Below are 17,800 nucleotides of genomic sequence, written 5' to 3'. Positions count from 1 at the left end.
TTGGGGTGAATTTTTTTGTTTTTAGGGGAAAGAAAAAAGGGAGGAATCTATTATGAAGAAGTTTGTATGTGGTTTAATGGCAGTCGGTCTAGCATTAACTGGCTGTGGTAGTCAGTCTAGCACTAAAGATAAGGCTGATGTAAAAGTTGGAGTCATCCAGTATATGCAGCACGATGCATTGGATGCATCATATAAGGGATTTAAGGATACTCTTGTAAAAGCAGGTTATAAAGCTTCTAATATTACTTTAAAGAATGCCAGTGGTGAAAACTCTAACTGTGAAACTATTGCAGAAAGCTTAGTGAACGATGGAAATGATTTAATTTATGCAATTGCAACTCCTGCAGCTCAGGCTGTTGTAAAGAAGACTAAAGATATTCCAGTTGTTGTATCTGCTGTTACTGATCCAGCTGGCAGTAAATTAGTAAAATCAAATAAAAAACCTGGTGGAAATGTGACTGGAGCAAGTGATTTAACACCAGTTAAAGAACAGATTAAATTATTAAAACAGATTATGCCTAACGCAAAGACTGTTGCAGTTATGTATGCAGGTAATGAATCTAACTCTGAAATTCAGGGTAAGATGGCTGTCAAAGAAATCAAAGCTCAGGGTATGACACCATTAGTAAAGACTGTTTCTGAATCTAATGAAATCCAGTCAGTTACTGATTCTATTGTAGGTAAAGCAGATGCTTTATATATTCCAACTGATAACCTACTTGCTTCTAACATCCCAGCAGTTGTAAAAGTAACTGATCAGGCTAAAATCCCTGTTATTGTTGGTGAAGAAGGTATGTGTGCTAAAGGTGGTTTAGCTACTTATGGTATTGATTACTATAACTTAGGTAGTATCGCTGGTAAACAGGCCATTAAGATCTTAACTGGTAAAGGTAAACCAGCTACTATGCCTATTGAATACTTAAAAGCGAGTGATTGTAAATTAAAGGTCAATAAAGCTCAGATGGAAAAGCTTGGTATTAAAGTTCCACAGGAAGTATTAGATAAGGCTGAACTTATTTAAGGAGTGAATGAGAATGTCTTTATTTTTAGCATTACAAAGTGCGACTTACCAGGGTGTCTTATGGGGCATCATGGCAGTTGGTGTTTATATTACATTTCGTCTGTTAGATATTGCAGATATGACATGTGATGGTTCTTTCGCAACAGGAAGTGCTGTATGTGCTGTTATTCTTACAAATCATGGTAATCCAATCGTTGCGATTCTTGCTGCAACTCTTGCGGGTGCTTTAGCTGGATTTGTGACTGGTTTATTACATACTAAATGTAAGATTCCTGCTATCCTTGCTGGTATTCTTGCACAGTTAGGCTTATATTCTATTAACTTACGTATAATGGGTAAATCAAATATCCCATTACTTCAGACAGAAAGCTTATATGACTGGGGACCAATGGTTGGTTTAACAGTATCTCAGTCAACACTAGTTGTAGGTGTTATTGCAGTAACTATTGTGATTGCCCTACTCTATTGGTTCTTTGGAACTGAATTAGGTAATGCATTACGTGCGACTGGTAATAATGAACAGATGGTAAGAGCTGTTGGTGTCAATACTGATTATACTAAGCTACTTGGTTTAGTGATTTCAAATGCCTTAATCGCCTTAAGTGGTGCCATGGTCGGTCAGTCAGTTGGTTATGGTGATGTCAAGATCGGTATGGGGGCAATCGTTATGGGTCTTGCTTCTATCGTTATTGGTGAAGTTATCTTTGGTCGTTATGGCAGTTTCTTAAAGAGACTCATTGCGATTATTGTTGGTTCAATTATTTATCGTATTATTATCGCCATTGTTATCCAGTTAGGTTTATCAACTGATGACTTAAAGCTACTCACTGCATTTATTGTAGCTCTCGCATTAACTATTCCAGTATTAATGGCAAATAGAAAACAGACTGCAAACTATAAGAAACTTACAAAAGAGGTGGATGAGAAAAATGCTTAAGATTGAACATGTATCAAAAACATTTAACCTTGGCACTATTAATGAGAAGAAAGCCTTGATTGATATTAATCTTCAATTAGATGATGGAGATTTCGTTACTGTTATTGGTGGTAACGGTGCTGGTAAATCCACTTTAATGAATATGATTGCAGGTGTTTATCCTATTGATTGTGGTCATATTAAACTAGATGATAAAGATATTTCTTTGTATCCAGAATATAAACGTGCAGGTCTTATTGGTCGTGTATTCCAGGATCCGATGATGGGTACTGCAGCTGATATGCAGATTGATGAAAACCTTGCAATGGCTAAAAGACGTGGTCAAAAGCGTACTTTAAAGTGGGGTATCAAGAAAGAAGAAAAGAAGTTGTATTATGACCTCTTAAAGACTCTAAATTTAGGTCTAGAAGAGAGAATGACAAGTAAGGTAGGTTTATTATCAGGTGGACAAAGACAGGCCTTAACACTATTAATGGCGACTGTCACAAAGCCTAAGATTCTCTTACTTGATGAACATACAGCCGCTCTTGATCCAGCAACAAGTGCTAAGGTATTACTTTTGACTAATAAGATTGTCACTGAACAAAAGCTAACAGCAATGATGGTTACTCATGATATGCAGCAGGCTATTGATGTAGGGAATAGATTGATCATGATGTATAATGGTCAAATCATCTATGATGTAAAAGGTGAAGAGAAAAAGAAATTAACTGTTCCTTTCCTACTTAAGAAGTTTGAAGAAGCAAGTGGCAGTGAATTTGTGAACGACAGAATGTTGTTGAAATAATGAAAACATCCCAACTATATCGAGTTGGAATGTTTTTTTGTGCAGTAAAAAAGAACACCTCCCAAGAAGTGTCCTTTCATACCATTAATATTTTTGAATACCCACAAACCACAGGTATGCTATAAACACGTCTTTAATAAGTTCCTCTTAAACAGTATTAGAAACAAAGAACAAACAAAGATAAAAAAGACTGTTTCTGCAGATTATGGGTATTCAAATTAATATTTAATATCTACAATTTCAACATCATAAGGTTTTGCAACACCGACTGTTACAACATCACCAATCTTATGAGTCATTAATGCTTTCGCAAGTGGAGATTCATTAGAAATCTTACCATGTAATGGATCAGTTTCTGTAGAACCTAAGATTGTAAATGTATCAGGTTCAGGATTTTCTTCAGATAAATCAAGAACTGTTACAGTAGCACCTAAGTTTACAACATGAGTATCTACCTTAACATCAGAACCAATGATAACTGCATTCTGCATCATTACTTCTAATTCTTTGATTCTTTCTTCAATACGAGCCTGTTTATCTCTTGCTGCATCGTAGTCAGCATTTTCTGATAAGTCACCCTGGCTTCTTGCAAGCTTAATTTCTTCAATGACTGCTGGTCTTTCAACATTAATAAGGTTTTCTCTTTCAGCTTTTAGCTTTTCAAAACCTTCTCTACTAATTTGCACTTTTTTATCCATTTCTTTCACCTCGTATACGTAAATCTGACTACTCCCACGGGTGAGCCCGTGGGGTTCCTACTGTCAAGTTTAGCTTATAATCGTACATCATTTTCAGACTTTGGAATACAAGTTTAAATCTATTTAAGTAAGAACTTTTATTACCAAGCAGTCCAACGACCACATTAACGGTAAATTTCTATCTTATGATAAGGAAGTGTAATCAATCTTCCTGATGTTTATTTTATACTATTTTGATTCCACTATTCAATACTTTGATTCTATTAATCTTAATTCTTTTAATTATGTGGCTTTCATCCCATAGACAAGCCTATGGTTTTTTTCGCCACTCATTAATAACATACTTATTTTAATTAGACAAGAAAGATTTAATCGCCTAGAATACTACTTATTTTTGTAATCAATAAGTCAATCGCAACAGTATTAGTCCCACCTTCAGGAATAATAATATGTGCATATTTCTTAGATGGTTCAATGAACTGTTCATGCATTGGTCTTACAGTCTCTAAATACTGGTTACAGACTGAATCAACAGTTCTTGCACGTTCTTCTACATCTCTTCTTAATCGTCTGATAAAGCGGATATCTGCATCTGTATCCACATAAATCAGTATATCACAAAGATCTCTTACCTCTTCTTCTGCTAAGACAAAGATACCTTCTAGAATAATAACATCACGATCTTCAATGACTTCTGTGATATCACTTCTTGTATGCTTTGAATAATCATAAGTAGGTTTTTCAATTCTTTCTTTCTTTTTTAACTTCTTTAAATCTGATACTAGAAGATCATTATCAAAAGCAAATGGATGATCGTAGTTAGTTTTTACTCTTTCTTCCATTGTCTTATCACTTTGATCTTTGTAGTAATCATCTTGTTTAATGATTTTTACTCTATGACTGCCTTTAAAACGATCATAGATGGATTGAGCGATAGAAGTCTTACCAGAAGCACTTCCACCTGCAATCCCAATAATGACAGCTTTATTTTCCATGGTTTACCTTCCTTCCCATATCATTCTCTAATACTGGATAATCAATTTCTACATAAAGTATTTCCATTGGATGGTTGGCTACTTCCACCAATTCATTATCTTCATTATAAATCTTATCAACAGTAAAATAAATATTGGAATGACTAGGAGAGAATATTTCTATCTTGTCTCCTACTTTGAAATAGTTACGCTGTTCAATTTTAGCTCGTTTAGAATCTTTATCATAATCAAGTACGCGCATAACGAATTCCTGTGTAGGATGTTCATCTCTTAAGTTATAAAGCTGTTCATCTACACCTGGATTATCATAAAAGAATCCATGACAGAATGCTCTATTGGCTGCTTTTTGTAGTTCATCTTCATATTTCTTTGAATCTGCAAAATGATCAGGATCAGCACAATATGTATCAATGAGCTTTCTATAAGTAGATACAACTGTCGCAATATAATGAACAGACTTCATACGCCCTTCTATCTTGAACGAATCCACACCACATTCTATTAATTCACCAATATGATGAATGAGACACATATCCTTAGAAGACATAGTAAATGGGAAATCTTCATTAATAGATTGTCCATTCTCTTCTAAATCATAATACCATCTACAACTTTGTGAACAGCCACCTCTATTGGCGTCTCGTCTAGAATAGTAGTTAGATAACATACAACGACCACTATAAGAAATACACATTGCACCATGTATAAAGTATTCTAAATCAATATCAGGGGCATTTTTTCTAATGTCCTTCAAGTCAGCAAAAGTTGTTTCACGACCTAGTACTACTCTGTCCATTCCCATATCTTCAAAGAACTTAACAGCAGTTGAATTAGTGACTGACATTTGTGTAGAGACATGTACTTCTAGCTTTAAGTCCATACTTTTCGCAAGATTCATAATATATGGATCTGCGACAATAATAGCTGTAACACCTGCATCATCTAATGCCTGTAAGTACTCTTTAATGCCTTCTAAGTTATCATGATGAAGGATGATATTACATGTAACATGGATTTTAGCGCCATATTGATTCGCAAATTGTACTGCTTCTTTAATGTCTTCTATAGAGAAGTTAGATGCCTGTGATCGTAAAGAGAATTCCTTACCACCAATAAATACTGCATCTGCACCATAAATAATAGCTGTTTTAAGCTTTTCTAGGTTTCCTGCAGGGGCAAGTAATTCAGGTTTTTTCACAATCACACGACGACCATTAATAATCTTACTTATTGGCTGCATCTTCTAGATCCCTCCTCTTTACATCTTCAAGACGATAAATTGTATCATCATATAAGAAACCACGATCAAGAGGTTTTGAAATCTTTCTTAATAAAGGAAGATATTCTTTTACTTCTTTTTCATATGTACCTCTTTCTAGGGCTTTAAGACAATCACAATACATACTAATAACTTCTATAGCTTCTCTTGAATCCATAAACATTGTTTCAATATAAAGGTAATCAAAGTCCTTTAATGTATTGAATAAATCCAATGTATATAGTCTAGATTTGCTGAATACAGCCGTTCCACGAGTTGTTTCATATATATGACATGGGAAATCCTGTCCACGTGGATTAATTGTGAGAGCGTCTTTATTATGGCTTAATGTTGTATTACTTGCTTTTTCATAATTAGAGATTAAATGTCTCTTACTCATCATCATATACTGTACACCATGACCTAATACAAATAATGGCATATCACAATTTTTACGTATTTCTAGCTGTTCCTTCAAAGATATTTCTTTAGAAACAAAAGCACCAGAAATACCATAATGAGATAAAGTATTCAGTGTACTTGAATTGGTATTAAGAGTTAAAGGATGATAAATCATCTTGAAATCATAACCCTTTTTATTAACTATTTGTAATACACCAAAATCCTGGAAGATTAATCCATCGATTCCAATCTCATGTAATGCATCAATATGTTTTTCTAGTCCCTCTAGATCATGTTCATCATACATAGCATTCACATAAACATAAAGTTCTTTTGCCTGTTCTTTGATTTCTTTCAATTCTTCAATAGAAAACTTCACTGGTGTCAAAACACTATAGTCTGATCCAGCCATAATCAAAGAAACACCCATATCAACATAATCATGAAGGTATCCACGATCATTTAAATTAATTGCGATTTTCATTTTGATCCTTTCTAGTAATGATACATAGACCATCACCTACCTGCACATAATGTGCATCATATTCATCATTAGAGAAGATCCAGTCTTTAAAACGTTTGATCTTTCTTACAAGAGCACGTGTATTTCTATTTTTTATATTTGGTATATCAAAAATCATACCATGGAAATCTAGATTATCCACTAACACAAAACCATCTTCCTTTAAATAAGGAACATATTTCTCAAAAAAACGCTGATACTGCGCTTTTGCTGCATCAATAAAAAGACAATCATAAGGAACATGCTTCAACAATGTATCATCAAACTCTAATGCATCTTCATGATAGATTGTAATGTTGTCTTCCTGATTAAAATCATGAATATTTACAACTGCTTCCTGATAACGTATATCATCTCTTTCAATTGTATCAACATGAAGACCTTTGACATGAGTGGCCATCATTAAAGATGAATACCCAATGGCACTTCCAATCTCTAATACAGACTCCGCATTTCTTTTATTTAATTCATCAATAAGGTATTCAATACCTTCTTTTTGCATAATAGGCACGTCTTTCACAAGTGCATATTCTTCTAATTCATAAAATGATTTCATTAATACCACTTATTCTCCTTCACTGCTTTTTTATGTTCTTTATATGTCTTTGAATAGATGACAGTCCCATCTTTCTTCGCAAAGAAGAATAAATAATCAGATGGTGTATAGTTTGCGACTGCATTCATAGTCTTTTGTGGGACACATGCAATAGGACCAATAGGAAGTCCTGCATATTTATATGTATTATAAGGAGAATCAGTCTTAGTCATCTTAGTAGTGACTTTGACACCTGTTCTATTTAATGCATAGTTGACAGTAATATCTGACTGTAATCTCATACCGGTCTTTAAACGATTGATAAATACACCCGCAATGGCTGGACGATCTTTATCAAATAAAGATTCTCTTTCTACGACTGAGCAAAGTGTTAAAAATTGATGAGGTGTATAGCCAAGCTTAGTTATTGAATCCTTATAAGGTGTTAATTGTTGATCCATATAATCCAGCATTTCTTTTGTGACTTTTTCTATTGTTGTAGATTTATCATAAAGTACATATGTTTCAGGATAGAGATAACCTTCTAATGGATATAAAATACCCTTTTGGAGAATGTCATCTGTCAAGAACCAATATTTAGAAATAAGCTCTTTTAAATAAGTGTGATCAGACCATTTATCTAATACTTCTTGTTCTGATTTACCAGTTACATTTGCAACCTTTTTAGCTGCCTGAGGAATAGTAATTCCTTCAGGAATAGTTAAGGAAGACTTCACAACATAAGAGCTGTTCATCTTTGACATGATGCTATACATCTTTGAAAGAGACATGTTCTTATTCAAATTGTAAGTTTGAGAGATAACTGAAGGCTTATGAATCTTTAAGTAAACCTTAGCCACCAATTTATTTTTTATTAAGCCTTTTGAATCTAATGTATTTAAAACTGTATAAGCATTTTCACCTTTCTTTACAGTTACCTGTACCACTTCACTTTTAGAAGAGACATGTCCTGTACCACTTATATAAAATAAGCCAGTACCACCTATTAATAGTACAACTACAAGGACTGCCACTATGATTTTCTTTTTCATATATACATCTCCTTTTCCTTAACCATTATATAGAATTAACCCGATAATTACCATAAGAAAAATAAGGCATGAACATGCCTTATTTAACTACACGTAAGTTTTCTGTACCTTTTTCCATACATACTGGGGCATGGATTGTGAACTGGTGATGTGTTTCATATAAAACAGCACGCTTTTCATCTTCTTTGATTTCAAAGCTTTCAAGTGATCCACCCTGTTTACATGCAACAAGTAAGTACTTATCTCTAAATAAGAGTAGAGACTTAGGTCCTTCATCTGTTTCCATACAATCAGTTCTTGTAAGCTTTCCAGTCTCTTTATCTCTTTCAAAGGCAACGATTGTATCATCACCTTTATTGATTACAAAGATAAAACGTCCATTTTCAGTAATAACCATATCCATTGGTGTATTGACACCATCATATTCATCCTTAGAATAAGTCATCACTTCATCTACTAAAGTAAACTTATTATGCTTTACAGCATAACATGTAATAGTGCTTGAGATTTGATTGAGAATATAGGCAAATTTGCGGTTACTAGAATAAACAAGTTTTAATGGTCCACTTCCAGGGTTTAACTTAAATGATAATTCTTCATCCTTAGTAAGTTCACCCTTTTCACCTTCAGTAAAGAAGATGACTTCATCACCACCTAAATCAGTGACAATAAGTTTTGTATTATCTGGAGTGAATGTCATAAATGTAGGATGAGATTCAGTTTGTTTGACTAGATCAATACTATGACCATCTAGTTTTACTGTTTTTGATACTCTAATGATTTTAGAAGTCTTAATTGGTATAGTGACTACTTCACCATTATAATAATCAATCGCATAAGCATAATCACGCTCTTTATTTAAGACAGTCTGGATATATGTACGTCCTTCGTTACCGATTCTTGCTGCAAGTCCTAACTGAGTTTCCATGCAGGCATACTGCCAGATACCACCATCCTGAGCACGTCCTGTCCCATTACGGTAAGTTAAATACATGAAACGTCCTTGTCTATTCATTGCGAGAGGGCTAGCTAGAGACTTAACGAATGATTTCTTGATGATTTCTCCATTATCTACATTAAGATAGAATGCATAAATACCACGATCAAGATCTGTTCCTTCGCTGCCTACAAAGAAAATATCTACTGTTTTTGTTTTACTAAAAAGTCCCATAATAATCTCCTTACTAAAACTAGGTAACGGTTGTTACCTAGTTCTTATCACATTCAGAACAATCTGTGACGCAGTCCCCATCTTCGCATACACAGCCATCACATTTATCATCTGTTTCTTCTTCATCATGCATATTGAAGTCTTCTAGAACTTCTTCTAGACGCTCCCATTCAGCTGGATCTTCAATATCATATAAATGATTATCATCATCATAACGAGATGCAAAGATCTGCTCATCATCTTCTTCACTATAATACATGACATATTTATTTCCATTCTCTTCATCTTCATAAGTAAAAAGAATTTCAAACACATTTTCTTCCCCGTTATTATCGGTAATCACAATTTTATTATCGTCCATTGCTTATCTCCTTATCTTATCAAGATACCCCTGAAGAATTTCAACTGCTGCCATCTTATCAACAACCTGTTTACGTTTCTTTCTTGAAACATCACCAAAAATAAGATTATTTGTCGCAATAACAGTTGTTAATCTTTCATCTTCAAGAATAACTTCAACATCCATCATCTTCTCTAAACGTTCTTTAAAATCAATAGAAATCTGTGCACGTTCACCAAGATCACCATTCATATGCTTAGGTAATCCTAAGACAATTGTATGAATATTATTCTCTTCTACGATATTCTTGATATGATAAGCACATTTCTTATATGCGTTTTCGCTGAAATGATAAGTTTCTACACCATGTGCAAGCATTCCTAATGTATCACTTATCGCAACACCGCAAGTACGTGATCCTAAATCAAGTCCTAATATCTTTTCCACTATTTAGACTCCAAATAGAACTTTACAAGTTCTTCAATAATTTCATCACGATCAGCTTGCTGAATAATAGATCTTGCACTCTTATGACTTGAAATATAAGCAGGATCATTAGAAATCAGATAACCAGCAATCTGGTGAACTGCATTATATCCTCTTTCTTCTAAAGCCTCAGCAACTGTCATTAAGTTGTTTCTAATTACTTCTCGTTTGAGATCTTCTGAGTTAAATACTCTTGTCTGTGTATAATCTTGTGCCATAATGAACCCTCCCTATATCACTTATTTTAGTATAAACGAAGATAAAATTCAATTTTTTTACAATTTAGATTTCACTGCAGCAACTGCTTCATCAATCTTATCTAGTGTTGGTGCACCACCCTGAGCGAAATCAGGTTTTCCTCCACCACGGCCATCAAGAACTTCATTCATAGCCTTTACTAAGACACCTGCTTTATATGTATTTGTAAGATCTTTAGTAATACCTACAAAGTAAGAATTCTTACCTTCAAATGTACTAGTTACTACTACAACACCACTACCTAACTGATCTCTAAAATCAAATGCCATCTGTTTAGCGGCTGCATTATCTTTTTCTACATGAGTATAAAGGAACTTCACACCATTAACTTCTTCAACCTGAGAAGCCTGGTTCTTTGCTTCTAAAGCATTTAACTTACTAGTTAATGTTTCAATTTCTTTTTTCATTGTATTAAGTGTAGTCATTGTGCTTTCAGCTTTTTCTACGATCTTATTGAAATCATTTACCTTAAGTACTGTACCTACTTCTTCTAAAGTTTCTTCAGATTTTCTTAATGCCTTATAAGCCGCTACATTAGTGACTGCTTCAATTCTTCTTACACCAGAACCAACTGAAGTTTCCATTTCAATCTTGAATAAACCAATCTTTGCAGTATTAGAAACATGTGTACCACCACATAATTCTACTGAGAAGTCACCTACACGTACAACTCTTACAACATCACCATATTTTTCATCAAATAAAGCTGTTGCTCCTGCACTGATGGCTTCTTCCTTAGGCATTTCTTTAACATCTACATCAACACTCTTGAAGATATATTCATTGACCATATCTTCTACAGCTGTTAATTCTTCTTTTGTCATCTTTGATGGATGAGTGAAGTCAAAACGTAATCTGTTTTCATCTAAGTATGACCCAGCCTGACCAACATGTGCACCTAAGACTTTCTTTAATGCAGCATCTAATAAATGTGTTGCAGTATGGTTATTTTCAATTAATGCACGACGTGCTGTATCCACTGTGAGTTCTACAGTATCACCTAAATGTACGCTGCCACTCTTTAATTTAATATAATGTAAATGCTGACCATTAGGAGCCTTTAATACATTAGTGACTTCTGCATCAAACTGATCTGAATGCGCAGAACCTGTATCTGCACACTGACCACCCATTTCAGCATAGAAGTTAGTTGTTTCAACGATGATTTCACCTTCATCAGTGAGTTCATCCACCTTTTCTCCATCTTTGAATAAGCCTATAACTGTAGTCTTACAAGGTGCTGTGTCATAAACAAAAGTAGAAGGTGTAGTGAAATCCATTAAATCAATCTTCTGAGAAGCCATTGATTCTCTTTCACCACGGGCTGCACGAGCACGATCCTGCTGTGCTTTCATTTCTACCTGGAATCCTTCACTATCAACAGTAAATCCAGATTCTTCTGCGATTTCAATAGTTAATTCTAATGGGAAACCATATGTATCATATAACATGAAGGCAGTAGAACCATCAATCATCTTATTATCAGAGTGTGCAATAACATCTTTGATCTTCTTTTCACCCTGAGATAATGTCTTATGGAATGCCACTTCTTCTTTCTTAACAGCTTCCTTAACGAATTCTGCTTTTTCTGGAAGATAATCATAGAATTCTTTCATGTTATCTACTACAACATCCACTAAAGTATATAAGAAAGGCTTATCAATACCGATGTTCTTACCATAACGAACAGCTCTTCTTAAGATTCTTCTTAATACATAACCACGACCTGCACGGTCAAACATAGCACCATCACTTAATGCGAATGTTACAGTACGGATATGGTCGGCAATAACTCTATAAGCCATTTTATCTTCTGCATACTTTACATCAGCTAGTTCTTCAGCTGCATGAATGATTGGTAAGAATAAGTCTGTGTCGAAGTTTGTTTCACCTTCCTGGATGATTGAAGTAATTCTTTCAAGACCCATACCAGTATCAATATTCTTATGTGGTAATTCTTTATAATCTTTACGATCAATTGTAGGATCACAATCAAACTGAGAAAATACGATATTCCAGATTTCTACATAACGGTCATTTTCCATTTCTTCAAAGAATAGTCTTTCACCGATATGATCTGGGTCATATTTTTCTCCACGGTCATAGAAGATTTCACTATCTGGTCCACCAGGTCCTGCACCGATTTCCCAGAAGTTATCTGTAGTCTTTAAAATATGTGATGGATCTACACCACATTCTTTAGTCCATACATTGTATGCATCTTCATCATCTGTATAAACAGTGATATATAGTTTATCTTTATCAAAAGCAAGCCATTCTTCACCTGTTAAGAATTCCCATGCAAAATGAATTGCTTCTGTCTTAAAATAGTCACCAATAGAGAAGTTACCTAACATTTCAAAGAATGTATGGTGACGTGCTGTCTTCCCTACGTTTTCAATATCGTTTGTACGAATAGATTTCTGTGCATTTGTGATTCGATTACATGCTGGTTTTTCTGTACCATCAAAGTATTTCTTTAATGCGGCTACACCGGCATTGATCCATAATAATGTTGGGTCATCATGGGGAATCAATGAAGCACTTGGTTCAACCATATGTCCCTGTTTCTTGAAATATTCAAGGAATAATGCACGAGTCTGATTACCTGTTAACTTTTTCATAATATCCTCCTAAAATAAAAAAGCCATTCCTTAAAAGGAACGACTTAAATCGCGGTACCATCCTTATTCATAGATAAATATATCTATGCCCTTTATGACTTTAACGCAGTCATACGTTGATGTTTACATCACTCTCGAAAGGAGCCTTCCTTCATACACCCAAGAACTTGCACCACCCGTTCTCTCTCTTAAGACCTCTATGAAGTACTTGTCTTTCTCAACGATTATGCACCTATTATACATAAAAAAAAGATAAGGCGCAAGCCTTATCTTTATTCTTCGATTAAAGAACCTTCTGCAAGCATCTCGCCCTTGATTGGTAATAACTTGTAGATCAGTTTCATAAATACTGCATCAAATGGTAACATGATTACTGTAGTTACAATATTGAATATTGTATGGAAGTTTGCCACCTGATGTGCTGGAGTTCCAGAGAATTCTGCAATCCATGACAATAATGGTGTAGTAGAACATATAATCAAGAAGAAGATTGTACCTACTAAGTTAAATAGGACATGGAATGTCGCAATACGCTTAGAGTTTCTACATCCAGTCACTGATGCAAGAACGGCTGTAATACAAGTACCGATATTTAGTCCACATACCATGAATGCTGCTGTACTAAATGGTACTAATCCTTTAGTTGCAAGTGCAGATAGAATACCTACTGCAGCTCCAGAAGACTGGATCAAAGCAGTAAAAGCAGCCGCAAATAATACGGCAAGTATTGGATTAGAAAGAGTTGTCATTAATTTAATAAAGACAGGTTCCTTCTGAAGTGGCACAACGGCCGCACTCATCATATTAAGCCCCATGAAGAGAATACCAAATCCAGTCATAACTGAACCAATACCTCTTACATTACGACTCTTAAAGAATAAGCACATGAAGACACCCACAACTGCAAAGACCGGTGCGACAACACCTACATTAATTGCAATCATCTGTGCTGTGATGGTTGTACCGATATTAGAACCCATTACAACCCAGATACATCTGTTTAATGTCATCAAGCTGGCATTCATGAAACCAATCAACATAACAGTCACTGCAGAAGAACTCTGTACAGCAGCTGTTACACCGATTCCGACAAGAACACCTTTAAATTTTGTATTTGTTAGTTTTTCTAAGATAGTTTTTAAGCGGTCACCTGCAGCGTCTTCTAAGGAATCACTTAAAACCTGCATTCCATATAAAAAGAGTGCCAGCCCACCTAATAAGTCAAGCCAATTCGTTATTTTCATAATCTCGTTTTCCTTCTTTTACCACTACATTATAACGTGTCTCTACGTAAATGTCGTTAACTAAATGTTAAAATAATCTTAAGTTTATGTAAAGTACTTTACAAAAATAACTTAAATTTAATGTTTTTAACGAACTATTTATTTGATTATTCGAAGTCAGATATCGAAAAAGAAGAAGTTTTATGTCTCTCCTGAAAGCGTTTGAGTAATGTTGTACGTCTTTGTTCATCCTGATTATTATGAAGGCCATGAATAAAGACACTATGATCTCCTAGGATAAATAAAGACTGCTTGGCTCTTGTGATACCTGTATATAATAAGTTTTTCTTCATCATAATGCTGTACTCTGGAAGTACTGACATAATAACAATCTTAAATTCATTACCCTGAGATTTATGAACAGAGATACAATAAGCATGTCTTAACATATCGAATTCAGTCGTACGGTAGTTTACAAACTGCCCATCAAAATCAACAATAAGAGTGTCATAAGGTAATCCAGTATCTTCTTTCTTTTCAATTTCTACTAAGATTCCTACATCCCCATTATAAACATCATCATCGGGACGATTTCTTAATTGAAGAAGCTTATCTCCTTCCCTAAAGATCTTACCACGCACTTTAATTTCAGCTTTATCACTTGCTGGCGGGTTAAAGATAGCCTGTAAAGATTCATTTAAAGCATCTATACCTGCTATACCTCTATACATGGGTGCTAATACCTGTACATCGGATGCATCATATCCCTCTTCTACCGCTTTTTTTACAATAGCCTGCACACATTGTACAACATCCTTGTTAGGACATACTGTAAAATGAATATCTCGATAATTTTGGAAAACACGAGAATCATAATGATCATTTCTGATATCATGAGATAATGCGACAATACCACTGCCTTCTTCTTGACGATAGATTGTCTGTAAGCAGATATGTGGAATACCACTCAATAACATATCCTTTAAGACATTACCTGGTGACACTGATGGAAGCTGCTGTTCATCACCAATAAGTAATATTTTATGTACATGACCACAAGCATCTAATAATTTAGAAAATAAGAGTGAATCAACCATTGAGAACTCATCAATGACAAGTAAATCAATATCTAATGGATGATCACAATTCATAGAAAATGTATTGGTAGAAATATCCCATTTTAATAATCTATGAATAGTAGATGCTTCGAGTTTAGTAAGTTCTGATAATCGTTTCGCTGCACGCCCTGTAGGAGCTACGAGCCCTATCTTTTCATCAGGATATAATGAACGATAAACCTTTAATATAGCCTGTACAATCGTTGTTTTACCAGTACCAGGACCACCTGTTAAAATAAGTGCTGATTCTTCTAAAAACTTCTTAATCGCATTCTTCTGTATTTCATCATAAGTAATACCCTGTAATTCTTCTGTTCTTTTAATCTTTTCATCAATGACAGAATCTTCAATAGACTGCGTTGATTGTTTAAGATAACGTTCAAACTTTTCCGCAATCATTGTCTCACTTTCATATAAATCTCTTGGATAATAACGGTCTTCTTCCTGAATAACCTTATTCGCTATAATTTTATCTAGATTCTTCGCAAATAAATCATCAGGACATTCAGGCAACATACGTCTAAAGTGATGATAAAAGGATTCATAATCACTATAAGTACTTCCTGTTTGGAAACATAAATCAATTAAAGAAGCAAGTATACCTGCCTGGATACGTTTATCATCTAATGGTTCTACACCTGTTTTCATTGCGAGTTCATCAACACTCTTAAAACCAATACCTTCTATATCATCAATAAGGCGATATGGATCATTTTGTAATACATCAAGTGTCTTCTCTTTATAGAAGTTTTGAATGAGTGGTAAATTACGTGTAGAAATACCATTTCCCATAAAGAAAGATAAGACCTGTTGATCATAATCCTGACTTGTCAATACACCTACAATATTCTTCTTAATTATTTCTGTAACATGGGGAATGTTATTTAAACAATCAGGGTTATCCTTAATAAGAGTTAAGGCCTTCTCCCCTAATGCATCCACAATTCTTTCAGCCATCTTCTTACCTACGCCCTTAAAGAGTGGTGAAGAAAGATAGCGGATAATCTCACTACGATCATCCGCTAGAATTATTTCATAAGAAGACACTTTGAATTGTTTACCATAACGGGGATGTGTGACATAGCTTCCTTTAATACGATAACGATCATCATTATTCACATAGGACATATTTCCTATAATAGTGATTTTTTCATCATCTGTCTCAAAAGCTGCTACTATATATTGATTTTCTGGATTATAGAAAATAACTTTACTAATAATGCCTTCGTATTCTTCCATTATAAATAGTCAATCTCCTTGCCGTCTTTATAGACTTTATCAATTGCACCTCCACCTAGACATACATCTCCATCATAGAAGACAGCAGCCTGACCTGGGGTGACAGCCTTGATTGGTTTCTTAAATGTAACATAAAGTGTTGTTTCATCAATAAAGTGTAATGAAACATCATTATCCCTCTGACGATATCTAAACTTAGCAGTACAGTCATATTCTCCTTCTGGCTTTGTTGCAGAGACCCAGTTGACATCAGTAATCAATGCGCCATGAGATAATAACCATTTATTACTATCACCCTGAGCAATATAAAGAATATTCTTGTCATAGTCTTTTCCTACGACAAACCAAGGTTCACCATTACCACCAATACCTAAACCTTTTCTCTGTCCGATTGTATAATACATAATACCCTGATGTTCACCAATAACCTTCTTAGAGACAATATCTACCATCTTGCCTGATTTAGCCGGAATATAGTTCTTTAAGAATTCTCTAAAATCTCTTTCACCAATGAAACAGATTCCTGTAGAATCCTTTTTATGTGCTACAGGAAGATCAAGTTCTTCTGCAATCTGTCTTACTTCTGGTTTAGTGAGTTCACCAATTGGGAACAGTGAGTTATTTAACTGATTCTGATTCAATTGACATAAGAAATAAGTCTGATCCTTATTATTATCTACACCACGAAGCATCACTGATTCTTTTCCTTCAGTATGTACAACACGGGCATAATGTCCTGTCGCAATATAATCAGCATCTATAGACTTAGCATAATCTAAGAAAGCTTTGAATTTAATATGTTTATTACATAGGATATCTGGATTAGGTGTGCGTCCTTTCGCATATTCTTCTAAGAAATATGTAAAAACCTGATCCCAGTATTCTTTAATAAAATCCACTCTACGGATTTCAAGTCCTAAATGTGATGCAACAGCCTGCGCATCCTGGTAATCTTTTTCTTGTGGACATACATCGTCATCATTTGTGGGGTTACCTAGAATATCATTATTTAATGAACTATCCCAGTTTCTCATAAATACACAGATTACTTCGTAACCTTGTTTCTTTAATAAATAAGCAGCAACGGCACTATCCACACCGCCACTTAATCCAAGTACAACTCTTTTCATGTT

17 protein-coding genes and 2 other annotated features (1 of these 19 running past the window's edge) are annotated in these 17,800 nt (G+C 34.6%); of the genes, 3 read left to right on the top strand and 14 right to left on the bottom strand.

What is annotated here, in order from left to right:
• Window positions 1-3: a binding site (T-box leader), on the top strand; it begins 198 nt to the left of the window's first position.
• Between the two features lie 49 nt (window positions 4-52).
• The 3 genes from EAI80_RS02570 to EAI80_RS02560 are packed head-to-tail and all read left to right on the top strand — an operon-like array spanning window position 53 to window position 2,745.
• On the top strand, window positions 53-1,021 hold the full coding sequence (locus EAI80_RS02570) for an ABC transporter substrate-binding protein (RefSeq protein ID WP_129980840.1): 969 nt from the start codon (window positions 53-55) through the stop codon (window positions 1,019-1,021).
• Between the two features lie 13 nt (window positions 1,022-1,034).
• Complete coding sequence (locus EAI80_RS02565) at window positions 1,035-1,958, top strand: ABC transporter permease (RefSeq protein WP_129980839.1); 924 nt, start codon at window positions 1,035-1,037, stop codon at window positions 1,956-1,958.
• Window positions 1,951-2,745: an ATP-binding cassette domain-containing protein gene (locus tag EAI80_RS02560; protein ID WP_022425417.1), complete on the top strand. Its 795-nt coding sequence runs from the start codon at window positions 1,951-1,953 to the stop codon at window positions 2,743-2,745. The genes EAI80_RS02565 and EAI80_RS02560 overlap by 8 nt, the downstream gene beginning before the upstream one ends.
• Window positions 2,746-2,963: 218 nt before the next feature.
• On the opposite strand, the gene greA is transcribed toward EAI80_RS02560, so the two are convergent.
• The 14 genes from greA to mnmA all read right to left on the bottom strand — a co-directional run bounded on the left by greA (window position 2,964) and on the right by mnmA (window position 17,797).
• Window positions 2,964-3,443, bottom strand: a complete 480-nt coding sequence (gene greA, locus EAI80_RS02555; protein ID WP_022425416.1) for a transcription elongation factor GreA — start codon at window positions 3,441-3,443, stop codon at window positions 2,964-2,966.
• Between the two features lie 368 nt (window positions 3,444-3,811).
• Window positions 3,812-4,438, bottom strand: coding sequence for a uridine kinase (gene udk, locus EAI80_RS02550; protein ID WP_006506255.1), 627 nt, complete (start codon window positions 4,436-4,438; stop codon window positions 3,812-3,814).
• Complete coding sequence (locus tag EAI80_RS02545) at window positions 4,428-5,678, bottom strand: U32 family peptidase (RefSeq protein WP_129980838.1); 1,251 nt, start codon at window positions 5,676-5,678, stop codon at window positions 4,428-4,430. The genes udk and EAI80_RS02545 overlap by 11 nt, the downstream gene beginning before the upstream one ends.
• Window positions 5,662-6,582: a U32 family peptidase gene (locus EAI80_RS02540; RefSeq protein WP_129980837.1), complete on the bottom strand. Its 921-nt coding sequence runs from the start codon at window positions 6,580-6,582 to the stop codon at window positions 5,662-5,664. Before EAI80_RS02540 ends, EAI80_RS02545 begins: the two co-directional genes overlap by 17 nt.
• Window positions 6,566-7,177: a class I SAM-dependent methyltransferase gene (locus tag EAI80_RS02535; protein WP_129980836.1), complete on the bottom strand. Its 612-nt coding sequence runs from the start codon at window positions 7,175-7,177 to the stop codon at window positions 6,566-6,568. Before EAI80_RS02535 ends, EAI80_RS02540 begins: the two co-directional genes overlap by 17 nt.
• Window positions 7,177-8,208 (bottom strand): endolytic transglycosylase MltG, encoded by a 1,032-nt coding sequence (gene mltG / locus EAI80_RS02530; RefSeq protein WP_129980835.1) that lies wholly within the window; start codon window positions 8,206-8,208, stop codon window positions 7,177-7,179. The genes EAI80_RS02535 and mltG overlap by 1 nt, the downstream gene beginning before the upstream one ends.
• 79 nt (window positions 8,209-8,287) lie before the next feature.
• Window positions 8,288-9,379 (bottom strand): beta-propeller fold lactonase family protein, encoded by a 1,092-nt coding sequence (locus EAI80_RS02525; RefSeq protein ID WP_129980834.1) that lies wholly within the window; start codon window positions 9,377-9,379, stop codon window positions 8,288-8,290.
• Between the two features lie 37 nt (window positions 9,380-9,416).
• Window positions 9,417-9,740, bottom strand: coding sequence for a DUF1292 domain-containing protein (locus EAI80_RS02520; protein WP_129980833.1), 324 nt, complete (start codon window positions 9,738-9,740; stop codon window positions 9,417-9,419).
• A 3-nt stretch (window positions 9,741-9,743) separates the two neighbouring features.
• Window positions 9,744-10,166, bottom strand: a complete 423-nt coding sequence (gene ruvX / locus EAI80_RS02515) for a Holliday junction resolvase RuvX (RefSeq protein WP_006506262.1) — start codon at window positions 10,164-10,166, stop codon at window positions 9,744-9,746.
• Window positions 10,166-10,423: an IreB family regulatory phosphoprotein gene (locus EAI80_RS02510; protein WP_006506263.1), complete on the bottom strand. Its 258-nt coding sequence runs from the start codon at window positions 10,421-10,423 to the stop codon at window positions 10,166-10,168. Before EAI80_RS02510 ends, ruvX begins: the two co-directional genes overlap by 1 nt.
• Window positions 10,424-10,480: 57 nt before the next feature.
• Entirely contained in the window at window positions 10,481-13,087 is a 2,607-nt protein-coding gene (alaS, locus tag EAI80_RS02505; protein WP_129980832.1) for an alanine--tRNA ligase, read from the bottom strand.
• Between the two features lie 32 nt (window positions 13,088-13,119).
• Window positions 13,120-13,317: a binding site (T-box leader), on the bottom strand.
• A 42-nt stretch (window positions 13,318-13,359) separates the two neighbouring features.
• Window positions 13,360-14,331, bottom strand: coding sequence for a Na/Pi cotransporter family protein (locus EAI80_RS02500; RefSeq protein ID WP_129980831.1), 972 nt, complete (start codon window positions 14,329-14,331; stop codon window positions 13,360-13,362).
• A 146-nt stretch (window positions 14,332-14,477) separates the two neighbouring features.
• The gene (locus EAI80_RS02495; RefSeq protein WP_129980830.1) at window positions 14,478-16,667 is read right to left on the bottom strand and encodes an ATP-dependent RecD-like DNA helicase; all 2,190 of its coding nucleotides are present in this window, start codon (window positions 16,665-16,667) and stop codon (window positions 14,478-14,480) included.
• On the bottom strand, window positions 16,667-17,797 hold the full coding sequence (gene mnmA, locus EAI80_RS02490) for a tRNA 2-thiouridine(34) synthase MnmA (RefSeq protein WP_129980829.1): 1,131 nt from the start codon (window positions 17,795-17,797) through the stop codon (window positions 16,667-16,669). The genes EAI80_RS02495 and mnmA overlap by 1 nt, the downstream gene beginning before the upstream one ends.
• Window positions 17,798-17,800: the final 3 nt, after the last annotated feature.

Source organism: Catenibacterium sp. co_0103, from assembly GCF_004168205.1.
GTDB lineage: Bacteria > Bacillota_I > Bacilli_A > Erysipelotrichales > Coprobacillaceae > Catenibacterium > Catenibacterium mitsuoka_A.
Note: the sequence above shows the minus strand (reverse complement) of the source record. Positions and strands in the feature narration are given on the sequence as shown.